Consider the following 17,589-nt stretch of genomic DNA (forward strand, 5'->3'; position numbering starts at 1 on the left):
GCGTCGACGACGTAATAGACTTTCATTTGGCCCCCCTTGCCGCCGCCAAACGGGATTCGGCTGCTGAGGCGTAATCTTCCGCCGCCAGCGATTCCTTCACCTGCGCGCGGGCCTTGGCGTGTTTGCCCGCCGTCGCCGGGTCCAGCGGGTCGGAGCTCATGGCTTCGACCGTTAGCTTGCTGGTCAGTCGCTTCATGCCTTCGGCCTGCGCCCGGGCGGCGTCGGCCCGCCTGGTCAGCACGGACACCACCAGGTCCCGCCGCTTGGCCGGCGCGGCATATTCGCCCGCGTCAACCAGCAGCGAGTTGCCCGCCGGCAGGAGCGTCCCTGCAGGGACGCCGCCGTCGAACGTGCGGATCACGTCGCCGGGGCGGCGGCCCTTTGAGTCGCCCTCCAGGGCGATCACAGACAGTTTCACCGCGGAGATCGCAGAGATCGCGGAGACAGCCGGGGGATCAGGTTGTTTCTTTTCTTTGGCCATTGTTTGCTCTGCGGTCTCTGCGTCCTCTGCGTTGAATCTTCCCGATCAAGCTCCAACCGCCCGGTCGTACTGCAGGGCGATGCTGCCGATCTGGGCGGCCAGCGCCGAGGCCCCACCGGTCTCCTGCAGGACGGTGCGGATCAGCACCATCAGGCGGTCGCCGGCGACCAGGCCCGCGTCGGTGATCGTGAACGTGCAGTCGGCGAAACTGCCCGTCAGCGTGATCGCTGCGGTGGCGCACAGATCCGCCCCGACCGCCCCGTCGACGGACAGTTCGTAGACCTCGGCGTCAATCGTCTTGCTGGCCCCGGCCGTGCCGGCCCCGGCGTACTTGGCACGCACGTTGATCTTTACGTCCGCGTCGGCGATGTAGCTCGCCGGCAGTTGCACGACGGCGGCCAGCGTGTCGGTCTTGGTGTTGCCCTGGGCGTCTTCGCCCTGGAGCACAAAGGTGCCCGAGCCCCAGCCGCCCAGGACGCGCTTGAACAGCCCGGCCCCGCCGGTGGCGTCCATCACCGTGCCGTCGGGGTCGATCACGCCGGTGACCAGGTCCACCTGCAGGCTCGTCAGTTCCTGCTGGCCGACAGCCCGGAACATCGCGCGGCTGCGGCAGTCGACCATGTCCGCGTGAAGATACGTTCCGGCGCCGACGGTGACCGTCGCCAGAGGAACATGCACAGCCGCGGGAAAACCGCTGGTGTTGACCTGAAGGACAGCCGCTTCCGTCAGGTAGACATAGTTCGTTGCGTTGACGGTCAGCGCATTGCCGGTGCTGCCGGCGTAGGCGACGGCTTGCCCGTGCCGGTAAAACGTGCCGGCTGTCACGCCGAAGGTCGCCTGGCCGTCTTTCACCACTCGAAGGGCGTTGGGCAGAGCCAGAATGCGATTCCAGATCGCTTCCTTCTGATAGGCGGCGGTGTAGTACGGCGACTGGCCGATCGTGTTGTAAACGGCGCCTGTCGCCGGGTCGGTCGTGCCGCTGAGGGCGTTGGCGGCGTCGGCGGTCAAGGCTGCTTCCACAGGGTTTGCCATAGCGTTTCTCCAAGTAGTCCGGGCGTCTCGCCCATGTTCTTCGTGTCACGACCATCAAGGCCGTAACGGTTCTCCTCAGACATCCGGCGACCGGCTCCAAGTCAAGGTCAGCGCATCGGCCAGTACGTCGTACGACTGCACCCGCAGGTCCGACGCGGGCCGGGGCGGCCCATCGAGTTGCTGCAGCGTGCTGTGCCGGGCAAGTTCATTTCCGGCCTCGTCTTCCACGATGACCGTTATTGGATAGCTCCCCGGCGGCATCGGCTCGCTCGTCCATCGGAGCATGCGGCAGTCGAAGCCGTATTCGCCCATCCCCCCGCCGTATCCCCACCCCGGCGCGCCCGAGGCGTCCCATCCGTACGCTGCGGTTCCAAAACGCCCCAGGGCAAAGCCGCCGGCCCCAAACCCGCGGGGAAACGCCACCTGCGAGAACACGCCTTCGTCCGCGGCCGCGGCGCCGGCTGGCTCCAGCAGGATCTTCACGACGGCGTCAGGCCCCAATGACATCACCAGCGGCACGGTGATGGAAATCCGATTGCCTCCGGCCAGGGGCGGGACCGCCTCATGCCACAGGTTCGACTGAGCCAGCTCCGCGCTCACGGCCAGCAGGAAGACGACGTCGCTCGCTCCGGCGTCGGGCAGGATAAACTCGACGACTCCGTCCGCCGGCGTCTGCCAGTCGACCAGTTGCCCCGAGACATAGCACTGCACGACAGCGTCGGCGTCGGCACACGCGGCCCGCACAATGCGGGTCAGATCGTGCGCAAAGTCGGCCAGGTACGAAATTGCGTCGCTGGAGTAACTCATTACGCCCTCGCTTGGTGAATCGTCGCTTCGACGCAGACCACAGCCCGGTAAAACCCAGCGGGATTACCGCATACCTCCACCGCGTCGGCCGGCGCGTACGCCTGCAGCATGCAGTCGGGGTACTCGCTGCCGTCGGTGCCGATGTACGTGGCGACGGTCATCCCATCCGCCAGCGATTGCACGCCGCGCAGCGCATTCTTGAGGGCCTGATGCGCCCCCGCCGCCGTGGCGCCGGCAACCTCAAGAACGCCGGTGACGCGGATGTCGCGCCCGCCGCGGCCGTGGCATTGGATGAACTCGCCATCGAGCCCGGGCATGGTTTCGGCATGAACCCGCACGCCCGGGGCAGAGAGAAACTCCCTGGCCGCGTGCGTACACAATGGCTGATTGTTGAATGTCGGTGCGGACATTGTCGCCCCTTCCCGTAGCATGGGCGTCTCGCCCATGAGTAGCACGGGCGTCCCGCCCGTGAGTGGCATGGGCGTCTCGCCCATGCTCTTGCTGTGTGGCATGGGCGTTTTTTGGCAGCCCATGCTCCCCGATCCCTGAGATCAGGGACACGCACAACGGAGTTGTGCGTGGCACCCGTCTGGCCCATGTTCCTGGTCTTAAAGTCTGCTAACTGATCTGGACCGGGTCGCCCAGCCCGTCAGAACTGGCCGCCGTAAAGTTGATTCTCGCCTCCGAGGCGCGTCCTTTGCCCACGCGTGTCTCTATGCCGACGACGCTGACGCCGCTGATAGTCACTGGTCGCGTGGTGGATGAACCTGCCGGCTTCCAGGCGAACGTCAACGTGCCGGCCTTGCCTTCCAGCGCCATCGCCGCCGCGGCGTCGGTCATGACGATGGTTCCCGCGACGCTGCAGGCCCCGGCGGCCGCGACGCTGTCGAAGACTTCGCCGTCGCCCCGCGCGCTGATCGCCCGTCGCGTCTTGCTCAGGGCGATTGACCCTGCTCCGTTGATCGCCGCGCCCGCCAGCGCAACGCCGCTGATGCCGTCGAATACCTGGTAGCTGATAGCCATGGGTTCCTCGTTCGTGCCGTTAGTGTTTGACGCCCGTTTCCAAGGCGAATCCCACCGTGACGGGCAGGTGGCAGACGATCCAGGGCGACTCGGCCTGCACGTCCAGGTCCACATCGCCCCAGCGGACGGCGTCGTGGTAGTAGGCGCTGTCGCCCCAGGCGCTGGCCTGCGGCGGCGGGGTCGACTCGACGGCGTTCTTGGCGGCGTTGGCCAGGCGCAGGATCTCCTGCACGCGCTGCGATTCGTCTGCCGCCGCCGCGACCTGCGCCGAGACGATCAACTCCAGCGCGACATAGCAACCGCGAACGTCCTGCGGGCTCGTGCGCTCTGCCGTGGTCACATACCGCACCACCACCCGCAGCGCCGGGCCGACGAACTGGCACTCCTGCGCCTGCTGGCGGCTGGCGGTGACGGTCACGGCCTGGAAGACCGGCAGAGCGTCAATCTGCGCCGCCGCCAGGGCGGCCTTGACGGCTGCGACGATGCTCCAGTCCACATTGGCGACAGTAATGGCGCTCATGGTTGCTCCTGTTGCATGGGCGTCTCGCCCATGCTCTTTCTGTGTGGCATGGGCGTCTCGCCCATGCTCCCCGTTCTTTTTGCTCTCTGGCGGGCGAGACGCCCGTGCGACTCATGGGCAGGATGCCCATGCTACGATCGAGATGCCCATGCGACTTTACAGTCGCGTCACGCGGACCATTCCGGGGGCCTTGAGGGCGTCGGCGTTCTGGTCGAGGTCGGGGTTGGTGTTGAAGGTCAGGTTCCAGGCCGAGACCGCCTCGCGCCGGCACGTGTCGTGATAGTCGCGCAGCTTCGAGAACATCGTGTGGCTGGCCCGCTCGTGGCAACTGCCGAACGCCAACGTCAGGGCCCAGTGAACGGCCGCCTCCTTGAGCTGGTCGGGCGCGGCCAGGCGGCGATAATCCGGCACGGCGCGCGACGCCGAGGCGCTGTAGCGGTGCTCGGGGGCGCCGAACCCGCCCATCGCGGCGGCGTACATCTGGCTTGCCAGCAGCAGGACCTTGCGCGTGGCGGCGGCGCAGTATCGCGCCATGCCGGCTGTCGCGCTATAAACGGTGGCCGGAAGGTCCGCCAGGTGATGGTACTCGTCGGCCAGGTCCGAATCGGTGCAGAGGCTCACGAGCACCGGCACGGCCGCGTCGTCGGCGAGATAGCTCTCGAGGTACATCGTGCCGCCCAACCCGCTTTGATTGGCCGGCGAGAATGTACACAGCGCCGGCGCCGCATCGATGCCGGCGACGTTGACCGTGCCTTCGGCCACCTTGTCCTGAGGGGCCCCGGCGGGATCCTTGTACAGGGCGGCCGTCACCGTCTGGCCGGTCTTGACGCAATTCAGCCACAGCCAGCCGTCCTTGGTGTTGCCCGGTGAGCGGGTATCGACCCCGCTCAGCGCCCACCGCGACGTGCGCAGGCATGAACGATCTTCGTATGCGATGCAGTAGTCAAAGCTCATGTTGGTTGTTCCTGTGGCACGGGCGAGACGCCCGTGTTACTCATGGGCGAGACGCCCATGCTACGGGTTGAGAAGGCGGTCCAGACACGTTGCGTCCACCAGTTCCTCCAGCGACCATTGCCGGCAGGCCAGGTGAAAGAGGAAGTTCTCGACGGCCTCTTGCCGCGGGCGCCATCCGCGCCGCATGTCGGCGACGGCGGCGGGCAGGTCCGCCAGCGCACTCTGCCGCGCCACGCCGGCGGCGGCGTAAAGGGCCGGTCCCAGGCACAGGACCGGACAGCCCATCGCCAGCGATTCGATGCCGGCAGTGCTGTTGATCGTCACGCAGAAAGACGCCCGCTCCAGGGCGTGGCGGAGCTGGCCGCGCTGCAGCGTCGCGCGGCGCCAGGCGCCGGGCGCCAGCGGCTGCAGCGGATGCGGTCGCACGCGGATGGCGCAGCCTTTGGGCGCGGCGGCCTCGACCGCGGCGATCAGCGGCCCGGGGGTGTCGATCTCGCTGTCGTAAAGCTGCGCGTCGCCGGTGACCTGGGCGAGCACGACGATGGGTCCCTTGCGCACCCGCACGGGCTTGGGCTGCCGCCCCCAGGCCTTGAGGAACCGCTCGCGGCCTTGGGGCGGGCACGGACGCGCGAAACACTCGGGCGTCGCCCACGATGCGCGATGACTGAAGCCCAGGCGGTCGATCTGCACGTAGTTCATGCGGTCGAACCAGCCCCGCTCCATCGCAAAGATGGGCACGCCCTCCTGTCGCAATCGCTCTGCGCAGCGGCCGATTTCGCCCTTGAGAGCGTTCCAGACAAACACCGCCTCGACCGGCCGATGGAACAGTTTCTCTGTGCCCACCGGCGGTGCTGCGACACAGGGCTCGAAGCCCAAACGCAACAGCGCCTTGAACAGGTGCCGGTGCGGCATGCCCTCTGGCCCGCTCTGCCGCCATTGCCGCGGCGAAGCTATGATTCCAATGCGTCGTCCCATGCGACCACCTCGATTGCTTCAAGTCGTGTTCCGTGCGATACGCTGACGAGAGTTCCGCCCAGTGCCCCGACCACCGACGCCGCGTGCGCGAAGGCCCGCTCGATGCATGCCCCCGGCGGCGGGGCGTAGCGGCCTTCCAGGCCGGTCGAGACGTTGTACGGATCGATCATGTCCAGGTGCCCGCCGCCGTAGTCGACGCCGGCCAGCACGATCCGCCGCGCGCCCTGCAGCCACGCCCAGTTGGCGGCCATCAGGACCACCGAGGGGTTCTTCATGACAGCCGCCTCGCCGTTGGAGTCGAAGACCGCCTCCGCCTGCCAGCCGTCTTCAAAGCGCAGGAACTGGTCGCAGTGCGTGACCCTCGAGCAGGCCGGTCCGACCTTCCACGCCGGGCAGGGCTTCCAGAGTTCCTGGTGATATTTGGCGCCCCATCGCTGGTCGTGCCAGAGATTGCGGTACGTGTCGCGAATGACCAGGGCGTGCCACGGCAGGTGGGCCAGCGTCCTGGAACAGAGCACGCGATTGGTGCCGATCAGCATCGTCCCGCCGGCGATACAGCGGCGCCAGAAACTCTCCGGCGCCGAGTCGACCGACGAGCCGTTGCCGACGATCACGGCCGTACCAGCGGATGGAGCGCATTTCGCCATTAGAGAACTCACCACAGAGGCACAGAGAAATCAGAGGATGGGTGGGGATGAATGGATGGTTGGATGATTGGATGGATGGACGGGAGCGAGTCCCATCCATCCACCCATCCATTCATCCATTCACTACACCGTCGCGTTGAAGATGCCCTTGACGACCTTCAACTGGCGGTGGTCCTGGTAGTCCTCATCCCAGTTGGCCGCGGTGGCCAGCTCGGCATCGGTGGGGTTGTCGGTGGCGCTGGCCCACTTCATGCCGTAGACCTCGTACTGCACGTCGAAGTCCTCGCGCACGTACGTGACGGACGACTCCTTGAGGATGTCGCGCTGGATCTCGATGCCCTGGTCGTAGATCACCCGGGCCGTCAGCGACCCGCCGCCCAGGCCCAGCACCACGTAGTCGGTGAAGTAGCCGCTGGTCTGCGTGTTGATCAGCGACGGGGCGTCGACCACCAGCACCGTTCGCCCGAAGGCCTGCACCACGTCGCGATAGATCGCCACGCCGGCCACCCGCTCGAACTTGTAGTTGGCGATCGCGTCGCCCACCAGGTCGGCGAAGACGGCCGAGGGCATCACGAACGTCAGGATTTCCTCGCGGGCGTCGCCCATCTTGGCCAGCAGCACGTTCATGTGGGCCATCGAGGCGGTGACCTTCTGCCCGGCCGTCTTGCCGCGCGAGACGTCCAGCACGTGAATATTCGAGCTGGCGGTCGTGCCGTCGGTGGTGTCGGCAGAGTCCACCGCCGCCACGGCGGCGGCGATGATGTTGTTGCGGATGGTCAGGATCTTGCTGTCGGCGAACTGCTGACCGAGGTTGACCATCGCGGCGTTCATGTCGAAGGCGCGCCCGGCCTTGCGGGCCTGGATGTCGGTCACGGCGACCGGTCCGCAGCCCTTGGTCTGACTGACGAGCTTGCCGCCGGTCATCTCGAGCTTGCGGACGTTGACGGCGTCGCCGGGGCTGTCGTTGTTGCGGCTGGAGACCAGCGAGTCGATGGGCTTCCAGCGGGCGGTGTCGGTGAAGTCGCCGCCCAAAGCCATCTGGCGGGCCGGGTCGCTCTCCAGCACGATGGCGCCGGCGGAGGCTTGGTTGAAGATGTCGATCTTTTCGATGGTCCTGCGATACTCCTCGGCGCGGAGGGTGTCCTTGTAGACCATGTCGGCGGCAGAGCCGTATTCAGCGGTAGCCATAGCGTTCTTTCCTTTCTAAGTTTGGTTTCGAACAACTCACCACAGAGGCACAGAGGGCGCGGAGGGACAGAAGCGGGGATGGATGGATGGATGGATGGATGGATGGATGGATGGATGGACAGCGACCTCGCTGGGCAATCCATTCATCCAGCCATCCAGCATCCATTCATCCACTCATCCATTCATCCACTCATCCATTCATCCATTCATCCAATCATCCATTCATCCATTCCCTCTTCCTCTCTGCGGCCTCTGTGTCTCTGTGGTTGCCTTCCCTATTTGGGCTTCCTGCCCTTGACTCGTGCCAGCTGCACGTACGCTTTGGCCCCGTATGCGGCGATGAACTGGGCCTTTCTGCGGGGACTGGCGTCAAGATCCTCCACGCGCAGCGGGCGCCCCGCCGTCCCCTTATGGGCGCCGCTGCCGGTGTCGCCCGAGGGCGGCAGAAAATGCTGCCCTTCCTGGGCGAGCCATTCACTCACGAAGCGGCCGACGTCGAGCGGCTGGCCGGCGTCGGACAGCATGGGCTGACCCTCCCCGTCCAGCACGCGCACCTGCGGACCTTCGTCCGCCAGCGTCACGTCGATCCGCCCGGCCAGGAGCTGCGCCGCCTGCGACAGGGCCGAGGAGCCCCCCACGCCGCAGCCCGTCAATGCCCTGTGCAGTTCGTAGGCGCCGACCGTGCTCTTGACCATCGCCGAAAGCGCCGCGATGCGGGCATCCTTGGCGGCCGTCTCCTGCGACAGCGACGCCAGGCGCTCGTCGTTGTCGCCGCGGCCGACCTGTCGCAACTGAGCCAGGTCAGATTCGGCGCGCTGCGCCCGCTGGCGATACTTGCGGGCCTGGGCCGCCTCGCGCAGATACTCCGCGTGCCACCCGTCGCTGCCCTGGTGCATGGTCCCGTTGTGTGGCATGGGCGTCTCGCCCATGCTCCCCGTCTGGCTTGAACGCTCAGGGACACGCACAACGGAGTTGTGCGTGGCACCCGTCTCGCCCATGCTCCCGTCTTCGCCCGGGGCTGTCGTGGTATTTTGAAGGTCAGGCATGTCGTGTTCCTTCATCCGCGGTAGCCTTTGGACCGGGCCTTGGCCGCCAGTTCGATGTACGCGTCGGCGCCGTGGCGGGCGATGAACTGCGCCTTCTTTCGCGCGTCGCGATCCAGCACCCTCATCAGGTCCACCGGATCGGCCAGGGCGATCTGCTGAAGCCCCGAGACGACCGCGTCGGCCTCTCGCTGCTTGAGAACCTTGGCGGCGTGGCCGCGCAGCAGCGGGTCGCTCTCGAGTTTGCGGCGGAGAAACTCCGTCGGGTCCGGGGTGATCTGGACAGCCCCGCCGGCGTCCACCGTGGCAGTGAAGTGCCGCGAGAACGCGCCAGCCGTCTGCGGCGGAATCCCCAGCGCCACCGCGGCGCTGCGAACCGCCTCTGCCAGGGCGACGCTGCTGAAGCGGCGGCGGAGTTCGTCGTTGGTCTCCATGGCTTCTTCGAGCAGGCGCGACGTCTCCTGGGCCTCTTCGTGGCCGCTTCGCAACTGCTCGATCTGCTCCCACAGGCGGCGGTTCTCATCCTGCAGACGGCCGATGTGCTCAGCCGGCGGCGTTGCCGGTTCGGCTGGCGCTGCCTCGACCGCCGGCGCACCGGGCGCCCCGCCGGCGGGTTCGCTGTCGGTATTGCAGCGGGCAAACAGCGGCGTCACCACCGGCGCAGTATTGAAACGATTGGACATCCAGAGCATGTTGTTCTCCTGTTAGAACTCACCACAGAGGCACAGAGGGCGCAGAGGGGGGAAAGAGACGGAATACTGGAATATTGGAAGAATGGAAGAACCGTCGTCGCGCGTACCCCATCATTCCATTATTTCATCATTCCATTCTTCCTGCTTTTCCTCTCTGCATTCTCTGTGCCTCTGTGGTCGGTTTTCATATCCCCGCGAAGGCGGCGGATTCGATCTCGTTCAGCGCGGTGCGGTAGTCGGCGTCGTCGTCTTTGGTCAGGGCGTCGAGGATTTTCCGCAGTTGCACTTTCAGCAGCGTGGGCACCTGCTGGTGGATGCCCATCGACACGAACTGGCGCGCCTGGGCGACCAGGTCAGCCACGCTGGTCAGGACGAACTTCTTGTTGTACTGCACGCTGTAGCCGATCTCGTCGTGGGCGACGAGTCGGCCCTGGTGGCGGCTGACCGCCAGGCGGACGATCTCGCGTTCGACCTGCTCGGCCTGACAGGCGGTGGCCTGCATTTCGTTGTCCAGGTCGGTGCGTTCGACGGCGACCTGCGTTCCGGAGGAGGCGCGGCTCTGAAGGTCGCCCGTCGAGCCGGTCAGTTTGCCGATGCGCAGGATGGCCTCCATGAGCATCTGTGCCAGCTCGATCTTGATGCGGATGTGGTTGACGTCGCCGGCGACATCCTTGAGCTGGGCGCCTTCGGGCAGCGTCCAGCAGCCCATGGGCGTGATCTCCGAGGGCACCTGGTCGGGCGAGACGCCGGTGGCCACCAGGAACCCGATGTTGCGGTACACGTCGATCTGGATCTGCGAGACCAGGTTCAGCAGGTACCGCGCGATCGGCGCGATCCGGCTCAGCAGCGACAGCGGCACCTTGGGGTACTCGCTCGCCGACGCCGTCTTGTAGTAGAAGCTCACCACCGGGCACAGGCCCAGCGCGATCGGCCCGTTCCACAGACGCGTCGGGCCCTCGGCGTCGACTTCGTAAAGCCGCCACTGGTCAGCCATCACCGTCAGGTACCGCCGCACGTCGCCGGGGCCGGCGGTCTCGTCGGCCGCAGGGACGCCGCCCAGGGCGTAGCGGGCCCAGACATACCGCCCGGCGTGATCGACCGCCCAGTCCAGCCGTTCCAGTGCGGAAAACAGATGCACGCACGGCAGCAGGCCCATCTGCCGCTCCTGGGCGAGGGTCGCCGGCTCGGCGCCAGCCGGCGCGGCGGACTTGTCGACGACCAGGTCGACGCCGTTGATGTAGTGCATGCGCAGGGCGCGGCGCATGAGGTCGTCCATGCCCGTTCCGCCGCCGTCGACGTCGGACAGGAACCGCCCCAGGAACTCGCCAAAGGGCGAGTGCTGATACTGCCGCACCGGCGGGGCGCGAAAGATGTTGTCGACGCGCAGGTTGATCAGGTCGGCGCAGTGGTCCATCGCGACGGCCGCGTTGCGCCGCCAGGCGTACTGCGCAGCCGGCTCGCACACGCTGCCGCGCTCGTCGGCCCCGAAGCGGTCGAGGTAGTCGCCGCGGCGCAGCACGTGCAGGGGCATCTCGGCCATGTCGCGGTTGAGCTCCCAGGCCCCGCGCAGTTCGTCGTAGGTCGCGCAGGTCCGCGTGGGATCGAAGTCGGTCAGTTGTGGTTCGGTCTTAATCATGTTTGTGTCCTGAGAGTTAAATTCGAAACAACAAAATCGAAATCCGAAACAAACAACAAGGGAAGCAAACGGCAAATGAGACAAATCCAGAGCACGGGGGGGCGCGTTTGATTCGCTTCTTCTTTTGTTCCTTGTTTCTTCTTGTTCGTTTCTTGTTTCGGATTTCGGTTTTGCTGTTTCGTATTTGCTGTTCGCTCTACGACGCCCCGAGCCGGATGACACCGATGCTGCGGCAAAGGTCGACGTTCACGAAGTAGTACCGCAGGGCGTCGGGAATGTGCTCGTGTTCCTGCGGATCGGCGGGCTCGTCCAGCCAGATCCCGTTGACCCGTCGGTTGTGATAGCGCTGCATCGCCTTGACGAAGTACGCGTTGCCGCCGCCGCGCGTGTAAAACAACCGCGGGCGCCCGTCGGCCGGGTCGAGCGCCGCCTTGATGAGGGCGATCCCGTTTCGCACCTCCCGGGCCGTCGATGCCGTGTTGTACGTACACTCGATGCCATACTCTTTCCTGAAGACCTCGATGTTCGACTGCCCGGACTGGTCGTTGCGGTTTCGCCCGGCCGGGTCGCAGTACGTGTCGGCCACGCCGCGGCTGAGCGGGTGGGCGGCGATGTACTGCGCGTGCTGGTGGATCGTGGCCTGCTCGCTGGCGTAGGTGTCCAGGACGTACGAGACGCCGTCTTTGTCGCGGGCGATCCACAGGCACACGAAGACGCCGTGCCCCCAGTCGATCGCGCGGTAGATCTTCACGTCCGGCGGCGGCTGGTCGCAGCGGTGGCGGCCCTCGTCGAACTCGGGAAAGACGCGCCCTTCCACCGACGGGCGGCGGCACTCGGCCTCGGCTTGCCATCGCGCCGCCGACCATCGGCGGAAGTTCTTGATGGCGTCGTCGATGCGAAAGAGCCCGACGCATTCGCGGGCGATGCCGACTTTCGCGTCAGGCCCGCGGAGCTGGCGCGCCTTGGCGCGGCAGACCGGCTCGAGCGGGCAGACGTCGCAGCCGCGCCCGTGCTGGTGGCGCCTGGCCGAGCATTTCTCCAGCGACTCCCAGATGCCCCACTTGTGCAGGGCGATGCCTTTGGCCTGGGCGTTCTCGACCAGCGTGGACATCGGACCATCCGCGCGGTGCCAGGTCGAGGTGTCGATGATGCGGGCCTTCATGGCGTCGCTGCTGGAGAGCATGCCCACCGACGCGTCGAGCACCTCCGAGTCGGTCTCGTCGACCTCGTCGCGGAACAGCCGCTGGATCTTCGGTCCGCGGACGCGCTTCTGGCTGGCCGCCAGGATCTCCAGGCGTCCGCCGGCGACGTTGGTCAGCAGCCGCCCGGGCGAGCCTTCCAGGCGCTCCTTGAGCATGGGCAGTTCCGTCCATCGCAGCCAGTACTGGTACAGGTTGCGCGCCTGCTCCTCGCTGCCCGACAGCACGCAGGCCCTGACGTTGTCGTAACGCATGAAATCCAGCGCCGCCAGAATCGACGCGCTGAGCGTCTTGCCGCCGGAGCGGTTGGCCCAGGCCGCCATGTCTTGCCCCGGGCTCATGTACGCCTCTGAGACAAAATGCCACGGCGAGGAATGGTCCGGGGAAAACACCTTGTACGGCAGGCGGATGCCGAAATGCTCCCGGATAAATTTCCGGAGATCATCCTTGTTCGTCGGCATTTTTTTGTCGGCCGGCTGTGATTTCTTCTTGGACATAACCCCGCCATATACAAGCTGTTACATGTTATCTAGGTTGACTACTTCGCCGCCGATACGTTTTTCACAGCATGGAAAAACAAATATTTGCTTTTCCTGCCGCCGTTTTACTACAATGCGATAACGGGGCTGGTACTCCTCCTTGGCCAGCCCCTCGGAAAGCAGGTTGGCCCTCCCCCAGACCAGCCTGCTTTCCACCTTTTTTATCTGGACTCCCTCGCACACCCTTGTCGTTGTCTAAGATGAAGTACGCTGGGCGGCTGAACCGCACACGCTGCTGGTATTTCCGGAAGCCCTCTTCCGTCCAGTTCGACTTGCCGTAGCAGGTTCGGTTCGGGCCGCCCCCGCGATTCGATGCGACCGCGTCGCCGGCGTCGACACGCGTGAATCCGGCCGCCTGGCAGAACGGTACGACGCCCGCCATCTCGCTGACCAGTTCGATCCACCGCCACGACGTCAACTCGCACGCGCGACGCAGAAACCGCCAGGCGATGCCCGCCCCGCGGTATCGCGGGTCGATCACCAGCCGCGTGACGGCCGCGATCTCGCGATTGATCCGCATGGCGCCGGCGGCGGTGATCTTGCCGCCCAGACCGAAAAACATTCGCCGCGCGGGGCTGGCCAGCGGGCCGTAGCCAAAGATGCAGATGCCCACGGGCTCATCGCCGTGACGCAGCAGCAGCACGCGTCGCACCGGGCCCAGGCGCCCGCCGCGATAGTGCCACGCTGCGAAATGCCGCCAGTCACGCGCGGCGCCTTCAGTGATCGTCAACTCGCCCAGAAAGCTGATTGGCCGGCGCTCGGGGAGCCGCGCCTCGGCGACCGCTCCGCTGCTGCCGCAACGCACGATGACATCCGGTTGAAGGTCGTCGGCCAGGTCGTCGTGTGCCGTCGCCAGCAGCAGGGCGAGGCCGCGCTGGTCCGCCAGGCGACGGGCGTTGCGGCTGATGACCTTGGCCGTGACGCGGTCGAGCTTGGCGCACCATTCGTCGGCCACGATCGTGCCGGCCCCGCCAGCTACGCACGAGGCCAGGGCGAAGCGGTACCGCTGACCGTCGCTGAGTTCGTCGGGCGAACGCAGCATCAGGTGCGCGTCGCCCAGCCCGCACAGGCTCAGCAGCCGCATGGCCTCGTCGGCCTCGCAGCCCAGGCTGTCGACCAGCGCCGCCTCGCCGCCGGGGGAATCGTCGATGTGTACCGCCCCGTCGACGCACGCGGCAGAGCGTCGCAGCAAGCTGCTCTTGCCGCTGCCGCTGGGGCCTTGGAACAGGACGATCTTGCCCGGCGCAGGGTCCAGTTCCAGATCGCGTGCGATCACATTCTCGCCGCCGTCGGGACCGATCCCAAAGGCCGTCATGACGCGTGCGGTGTTGCACGTGGCTCGCCTGGGCTTGATCGAATATGCGCAGTTCAGTTTCATAAAGTAGCACGGGCGTCTCGCCCGTGAGTCGCATGGGCGTCCCGCCCATGCTCTTTCTGTGTGGCATGGGCGTCCCGCCCATGCTCTTGCTGTGTGGCATGGGCGTCCCGCCCATGCTCTTTCTGTGTGGCATGGGCGTCCCGCCCATGCTCCCCGTTCTTCTCTTGCCCCTGGCGGGCGAGACGCCCGCCAGTGCATGGGCGAGACGCCCATGCCACAAAACCGCCCATGCTCCCCGTTCTTTCTCTTCTCCCTGGCGGGCGGGACGCCCGCCAGTGCATGGGCGAGACGCCCATGCCACAAAACCGCCCATGCTCTCCGTTCTTTCTCTGCTCCCTGGCGGGCGGGACGCCCGCCAGTGCATGGGCGAGACGCCCATGCCACAAAACCATTACTGGCCAGTCCCGTCCGTTCGCACGTGGCACTTCACGCCCTCTGCCGCGGCCAGGGCGTCCAGTTGGGCCCGGAGCGTTTTGTAGACGTTGGGCGCTATTTCAAGGATCACCACCGTCTGACGCCGCCGCGGCGCCGGCACGGGCGCCTTGGCGGCCACAAGCTCCGTCGGCAGCGCCAGAAGGTCTTGCACCTCCCGCGGCGGCAAAGCCGTCAGGGCCGCAACATCCAGCCCGGCGCCGGAGAGATCCGCGACGACCTGCGACAGCGCCTCGGGGTCGAACCGCCCCTGGGCCGCCTTGGCATTCAGCGCCACGCCCAGGGCCTTGCAGCGGCCGTCATCGATGCCGTCCAGAAAGACACACGGCACCCGTTCGGCCGGCTGCTGCCGCATCGCGTTAGCCTTGAGCCGCTGATGCCCGCCGATCAGCAGGCGGTCCTTGCGCCTGGCGATGACCGGCTCGACAAAGCCGTACACGTCAAGCATCGCCGCCAACGCCGCCAACGCCTTGCGGTCGATCTTGCGAGGGTTGTAAGCGGCCGCATTGAGCGAGCCGGGCGCGACGTACTCGACGGCGATCGTCCTTTCCGATGCCACTGCGGCCGTCATGATTCATAATCCCGGCGGCACGTGGTCCGCTGATGCGGCGGCAGGGCCGAGGCGCGCCCGGCGAAGTGCTCATCGAGCCAGCCGACCCCCAGCCGCGGTCGGCGAGTGGCGATACCGTCGACATACATCTCCCGGCGGGCGTAATTGGACGGAATGTGGGCGTCGAAGAAGCACTCCACGCAGATGCTGTCGGTGCGATAGATCCGCTTCCTGATGCTGATGAGGTGCCCGGACGGGCCGCGGTACCACGGGTCGCCGAACGTCTGACCGCAATGCTCACACGTAAACCCCGAGCGCCTCAGCCCACTTGGGCCGGCGAGCACCTCTGCGGGGGAGGTTCTGCCGGTTGTCCTGATAACACACGCTACCATCCGATTCACCGATCCTTTCTCCTGCCACATTGAAAGCCGCCAGAAGCATCTGGTGGTCCAGATCCGAAACCACGTCACACATTTCCACGCCCGGGTCGCCGAGGGCGTCATCCGGCGGGGACGCCGTCGTTTCAGCAGGGCGCAGTTCGGCCAGCCGCTTGCTGCTGACGAAGCGCGCCCCGCATGCGGGGCACCCCCTGGGCTTGTTGCTGACCCATCGCTGCTGCCACTTGCAGATCGAACAGATGATCGTCACTCAACACATCTCCACTGCGATCGTCAGACGCATCCGCGCGCGGTCCGTGCCCGAACATTGGCGCAGATGAACCGCCGCCTTGAGGTCCTCCATGCCCCGCAAAGTCCGTAATGTGCATCCTTGCCGCACCGCAGAGCACACCATCGCCGCCACGCGGTGCTGCTGGGCTTCCAGTGCCAGAATCGCCGCCGCGGTCAACTGGTCCGGGTCCAGGTCCAGGTCCAGGTCCGCCGGGCCCGCCACCGCAATCTCGGCAACAACATTCAGAGCCATCATCGAGCGGGCGCGGGCTGGACCGGCAGACCACATCGAACGGTCAAAGTCGTATTGAGCCCGCACGGTCTTGAGGCTCACCTCGCCGGCCGTCAATGCCCAAGCCAGCCTCTGCCCCGCCGCTTCCAGACGATCACCGCCGGCAGGTTCATCAGGATGCGTCCGGCCAGTCAGAAGGTCGTCTCCGCCCAGGGTCTCACGTGTTCGCCAACACCCGCATTATAGCGCCTGGACGGCCGAGGCAAGTAATTTTGCTACGTTGGCAACTATTTTATATTACGTAACATCTTGAGTCAAAAGATTTTTTGCAGAAATGCCTTGTCTTCAATAAATTAATTTTCTATAATGTGGACACATGGTAAATGGGAATAACGTAAGAAAAGCCCGTAAGTCGCTGGCGATGACCCAGTCTGAGCTCGCCGCACGGTGCCGCTGCGCTACCAATACCATCGGGCGTATCGAACGCGACCAACTTCAGCCCAGTGCGGCACTTGCACAGCAGATCGCCCAGACCCTCGGCGTTCCGCTGGAATTTCTGGAAACAGGCAGCGACCCAGGCCGCCCGTCTCAGAGCGGCCATCTCAGGAGCGTCCTGCACCTGCTGGTGGAAAAGCTCTCGGATGAAGAGATGTCCCAGCTGGCGCCGGCGATGGGATACGCACCGCGTCGCAGGCCCTCGCCCGCAGCGGCTGAACCGGCCCTGCCGCCGGGGTTCGATATCGTCGACGTCGAACAGCTCCCGGCGGATTGGCCCAGCCAGTACCTTCCGATCATCGGGCGTCTGGCAGCCGGTCAAGGGCTCGACACGACCGAGGCGGAATCATACCCAGCGGGTCTGGCGTACCAGTACCTTCGCTACGCCGGAGCGCCGCACAACGCCTTCGCGCTGATCATCGAGGGGCAATCGATGCTGCCCCGCTTCTGCCACGGCGACGTGGTGATCGTGGACCCCAATCACACGGTCGATGGCGGGATATGCGCGGTCTTGACCGACGACGGCACCGGACAGCGCAGCGCCCGGCTCAAGAGGCTCGTCGTCGAGGGTTCGCAGGCGCACCTGGAGAGTCTCAACCCGGCGTACCCCAGCGTGACGCTGCCGTCGCAGCGGGTGCAGGCGTACGCCATCTGGCGGCACCTGACCTTGTCGGTCGCCCAGCCGCACGGTTCGGCCGGTTACCGCTGGCTATAAAAAAGGCCGCTGCCCATTTCAGATTTTGGCTCGCGGATTGAGTTTTGGCCCCAGAGGGGCCTACGTGCTTAGCCCAGGGCGCGGGGCGAGCGAAGCGACCCCAAGCCCTGGGAATGATGCGCAGAGTCAATGAGCCCCGGAGGGGCGGCCGTGACGATCGCAGACAACTACGTCCGCCCCGCCGGGGCTCCATTGGGGGGCGCCCTGGGCTAAGAACGCTTTGCCCCTACGGGGCAATGCAGCCCCGCTGAGGTTATGCAAAGTCCTCTGTCTCTGTGGCCCACTCTTGAGATAATCCATCCGATCATGACTGACAGTCTGACTATGATCTGCCGGGAAGAAAACAAAAACGCGGAGGAAACCGTTGGGTTTTCTCCGCGTCT

At 65.9% G+C, this 17,589-nt stretch carries 19 protein-coding genes; 1 reads left to right on the forward strand and 18 read right to left on the reverse strand.

Going from position 1 to position 17,589, the window contains the following annotated elements; genetic code table 11:
* Positions 1–22 precede the first annotated feature (22 nt).
* From ABFD92_09180 to ABFD92_09265, 18 genes are all read right to left on the reverse strand, one after another.
* On the reverse strand, positions 23–418 hold the full coding sequence (locus ABFD92_09180) for a hypothetical protein (protein MEN6504698.1): 396 nt from the start codon (positions 416–418) through the stop codon (positions 23–25).
* 108 nt (positions 419–526) lie between these two features.
* Positions 527–1,513 (reverse strand): hypothetical protein, encoded by a 987-nt coding sequence (locus tag ABFD92_09185; protein ID MEN6504699.1) that lies wholly within the window; start codon positions 1,511–1,513, stop codon positions 527–529.
* A 75-nt stretch (positions 1,514–1,588) separates the two neighbouring features.
* A complete protein-coding gene (locus tag ABFD92_09190; GenBank protein MEN6504700.1) occupies positions 1,589–2,320 on the reverse strand; it encodes a hypothetical protein in 732 nt (243 codons plus the stop codon).
* Positions 2,320–2,853 carry a hypothetical protein gene (locus tag ABFD92_09195; GenBank protein MEN6504701.1) on the reverse strand — a complete coding sequence of 178 codons (534 nt, stop codon included), beginning with the start codon at positions 2,851–2,853 and terminating at the stop codon, positions 2,320–2,322. The genes ABFD92_09190 and ABFD92_09195 overlap by 1 nt, the downstream gene beginning before the upstream one ends.
* Before the next feature lie 85 nt (positions 2,854–2,938).
* On the reverse strand, positions 2,939–3,343 hold the full coding sequence (locus ABFD92_09200) for a hypothetical protein (protein MEN6504702.1): 405 nt from the start codon (positions 3,341–3,343) through the stop codon (positions 2,939–2,941).
* A 19-nt stretch (positions 3,344–3,362) separates the two neighbouring features.
* Positions 3,363–3,863 (reverse strand): hypothetical protein, encoded by a 501-nt coding sequence (locus tag ABFD92_09205; protein ID MEN6504703.1) that lies wholly within the window; start codon positions 3,861–3,863, stop codon positions 3,363–3,365.
* Between the two features lie 156 nt (positions 3,864–4,019).
* Positions 4,020–4,817, reverse strand: coding sequence for a hypothetical protein (locus tag ABFD92_09210; protein MEN6504704.1), 798 nt, complete (start codon positions 4,815–4,817; stop codon positions 4,020–4,022).
* Between the two features lie 60 nt (positions 4,818–4,877).
* Positions 4,878–5,792 (reverse strand): DUF6716 putative glycosyltransferase, encoded by a 915-nt coding sequence (locus tag ABFD92_09215; GenBank protein MEN6504705.1) that lies wholly within the window; start codon positions 5,790–5,792, stop codon positions 4,878–4,880.
* Positions 5,768–6,439, reverse strand: coding sequence for a hypothetical protein (locus ABFD92_09220; protein MEN6504706.1), 672 nt, complete (start codon positions 6,437–6,439; stop codon positions 5,768–5,770). Before ABFD92_09220 ends, ABFD92_09215 begins: the two co-directional genes overlap by 25 nt.
* 123 nt (positions 6,440–6,562) lie before the next feature.
* Entirely contained in the window at positions 6,563–7,627 is a 1,065-nt protein-coding gene (locus ABFD92_09225; GenBank protein MEN6504707.1) for a major capsid protein, read from the reverse strand.
* A 275-nt stretch (positions 7,628–7,902) separates the two neighbouring features.
* On the reverse strand, positions 7,903–8,673 hold the full coding sequence (locus ABFD92_09230) for a hypothetical protein (GenBank protein ID MEN6504708.1): 771 nt from the start codon (positions 8,671–8,673) through the stop codon (positions 7,903–7,905).
* 11 nt (positions 8,674–8,684) lie between these two features.
* Complete coding sequence (locus ABFD92_09235; GenBank protein ID MEN6504709.1) at positions 8,685–9,362, reverse strand: hypothetical protein; 678 nt, start codon at positions 9,360–9,362, stop codon at positions 8,685–8,687.
* 184 nt (positions 9,363–9,546) lie between these two features.
* Complete coding sequence (locus ABFD92_09240) at positions 9,547–10,998, reverse strand: hypothetical protein (protein ID MEN6504710.1); 1,452 nt, start codon at positions 10,996–10,998, stop codon at positions 9,547–9,549.
* Between the two features lie 196 nt (positions 10,999–11,194).
* On the reverse strand, positions 11,195–12,538 hold the full coding sequence (locus ABFD92_09245) for a hypothetical protein (GenBank protein ID MEN6504711.1): 1,344 nt from the start codon (positions 12,536–12,538) through the stop codon (positions 11,195–11,197).
* Positions 12,539–12,758: 220 nt separating this feature from the next.
* The gene (locus ABFD92_09250) at positions 12,759–14,114 is read right to left on the reverse strand and encodes a hypothetical protein (GenBank protein ID MEN6504712.1); all 1,356 of its coding nucleotides are present in this window, start codon (positions 14,112–14,114) and stop codon (positions 12,759–12,761) included.
* Between the two features lie 391 nt (positions 14,115–14,505).
* Positions 14,506–15,117, reverse strand: a complete 612-nt coding sequence (locus ABFD92_09255; GenBank protein ID MEN6504713.1) for a ParB/RepB/Spo0J family partition protein — start codon at positions 15,115–15,117, stop codon at positions 14,506–14,508.
* Positions 15,114–15,488 (reverse strand): hypothetical protein, encoded by a 375-nt coding sequence (locus tag ABFD92_09260; protein ID MEN6504714.1) that lies wholly within the window; start codon positions 15,486–15,488, stop codon positions 15,114–15,116. The genes ABFD92_09255 and ABFD92_09260 overlap by 4 nt, the downstream gene beginning before the upstream one ends.
* A 256-nt stretch (positions 15,489–15,744) precedes the next feature.
* Positions 15,745–16,113: a hypothetical protein gene (locus ABFD92_09265; protein MEN6504715.1), complete on the reverse strand. Its 369-nt coding sequence runs from the start codon at positions 16,111–16,113 to the stop codon at positions 15,745–15,747.
* A gap of 259 nt (positions 16,114–16,372) precedes the next feature.
* On the opposite strand from ABFD92_09265, the gene ABFD92_09270 reads away from it, so the two are divergent.
* Entirely contained in the window at positions 16,373–17,206 is an 834-nt protein-coding gene (locus tag ABFD92_09270; GenBank protein MEN6504716.1) for an XRE family transcriptional regulator, read from the forward strand.
* Positions 17,207–17,589 lie beyond the last annotated feature (383 nt).

The sequence above is a fragment of the Planctomycetaceae bacterium genome (assembly GCA_039680605.1).
Classification (GTDB): Bacteria; Planctomycetota; Phycisphaerae; order SM23-33; family SM23-33; genus JAJFUU01.

What these genes read in the sequence shown, in the direction of transcription:
- ABFD92_09185 (MEN6504699.1), bottom strand. Translation starts at nt 1,513, where the DNA reads ATGGCAAACCCTGTGGAAGCAGCCTTGACCGCCGACGCCGCCAACGCC.
- ABFD92_09190 (MEN6504700.1), bottom strand. Translation starts at nt 2,320, where the DNA reads ATGAGTTACTCCAGCGACGCAATTTCGTACCTGGCCGACTTTGCGCAC.
- ABFD92_09195 (MEN6504701.1), bottom strand. Translation starts at nt 2,853, where the DNA reads ATGGGCTGCCAAAAAACGCCCATGCCACACAGCAAGAGCATGGGCGAG.
- ABFD92_09200 (MEN6504702.1), bottom strand. Translation starts at nt 3,343, where the DNA reads ATGGCTATCAGCTACCAGGTATTCGACGGCATCAGCGGCGTTGCGCTG.
- ABFD92_09205 (MEN6504703.1), bottom strand. Translation starts at nt 3,863, where the DNA reads ATGAGCGCCATTACTGTCGCCAATGTGGACTGGAGCATCGTCGCAGCC.
- ABFD92_09210 (MEN6504704.1), bottom strand. Translation starts at nt 4,817, where the DNA reads ATGAGCTTTGACTACTGCATCGCATACGAAGATCGTTCATGCCTGCGC.
- ABFD92_09215 (MEN6504705.1), bottom strand. Translation starts at nt 5,792, where the DNA reads ATGGGACGACGCATTGGAATCATAGCTTCGCCGCGGCAATGGCGGCAG.
- ABFD92_09220 (MEN6504706.1), bottom strand. Translation starts at nt 6,439, where the DNA reads ATGGCGAAATGCGCTCCATCCGCTGGTACGGCCGTGATCGTCGGCAAC.
- ABFD92_09225 (MEN6504707.1), bottom strand. Translation starts at nt 7,627, where the DNA reads ATGGCTACCGCTGAATACGGCTCTGCCGCCGACATGGTCTACAAGGAC.
- ABFD92_09230 (MEN6504708.1), bottom strand. Translation starts at nt 8,673, where the DNA reads ATGCCTGACCTTCAAAATACCACGACAGCCCCGGGCGAAGACGGGAGC.
- ABFD92_09235 (MEN6504709.1), bottom strand. Translation starts at nt 9,362, where the DNA reads ATGCTCTGGATGTCCAATCGTTTCAATACTGCGCCGGTGGTGACGCCG.
- ABFD92_09240 (MEN6504710.1), bottom strand. Translation starts at nt 10,998, where the DNA reads ATGATTAAGACCGAACCACAACTGACCGACTTCGATCCCACGCGGACC.
- ABFD92_09245 (MEN6504711.1), bottom strand. Translation starts at nt 12,538, where the DNA reads ATGAGCCCGGGGCAAGACATGGCGGCCTGGGCCAACCGCTCCGGCGGC.
- ABFD92_09250 (MEN6504712.1), bottom strand. Translation starts at nt 14,114, where the DNA reads ATGAAACTGAACTGCGCATATTCGATCAAGCCCAGGCGAGCCACGTGC.
- ABFD92_09255 (MEN6504713.1), bottom strand. Translation starts at nt 15,117, where the DNA reads ATGACGGCCGCAGTGGCATCGGAAAGGACGATCGCCGTCGAGTACGTC.
- ABFD92_09260 (MEN6504714.1), bottom strand. Translation starts at nt 15,488, where the DNA reads ATGGTAGCGTGTGTTATCAGGACAACCGGCAGAACCTCCCCCGCAGAG.
- ABFD92_09270 (MEN6504716.1), top strand. Translation starts at nt 16,373, where the DNA reads ATGGTAAATGGGAATAACGTAAGAAAAGCCCGTAAGTCGCTGGCGATG.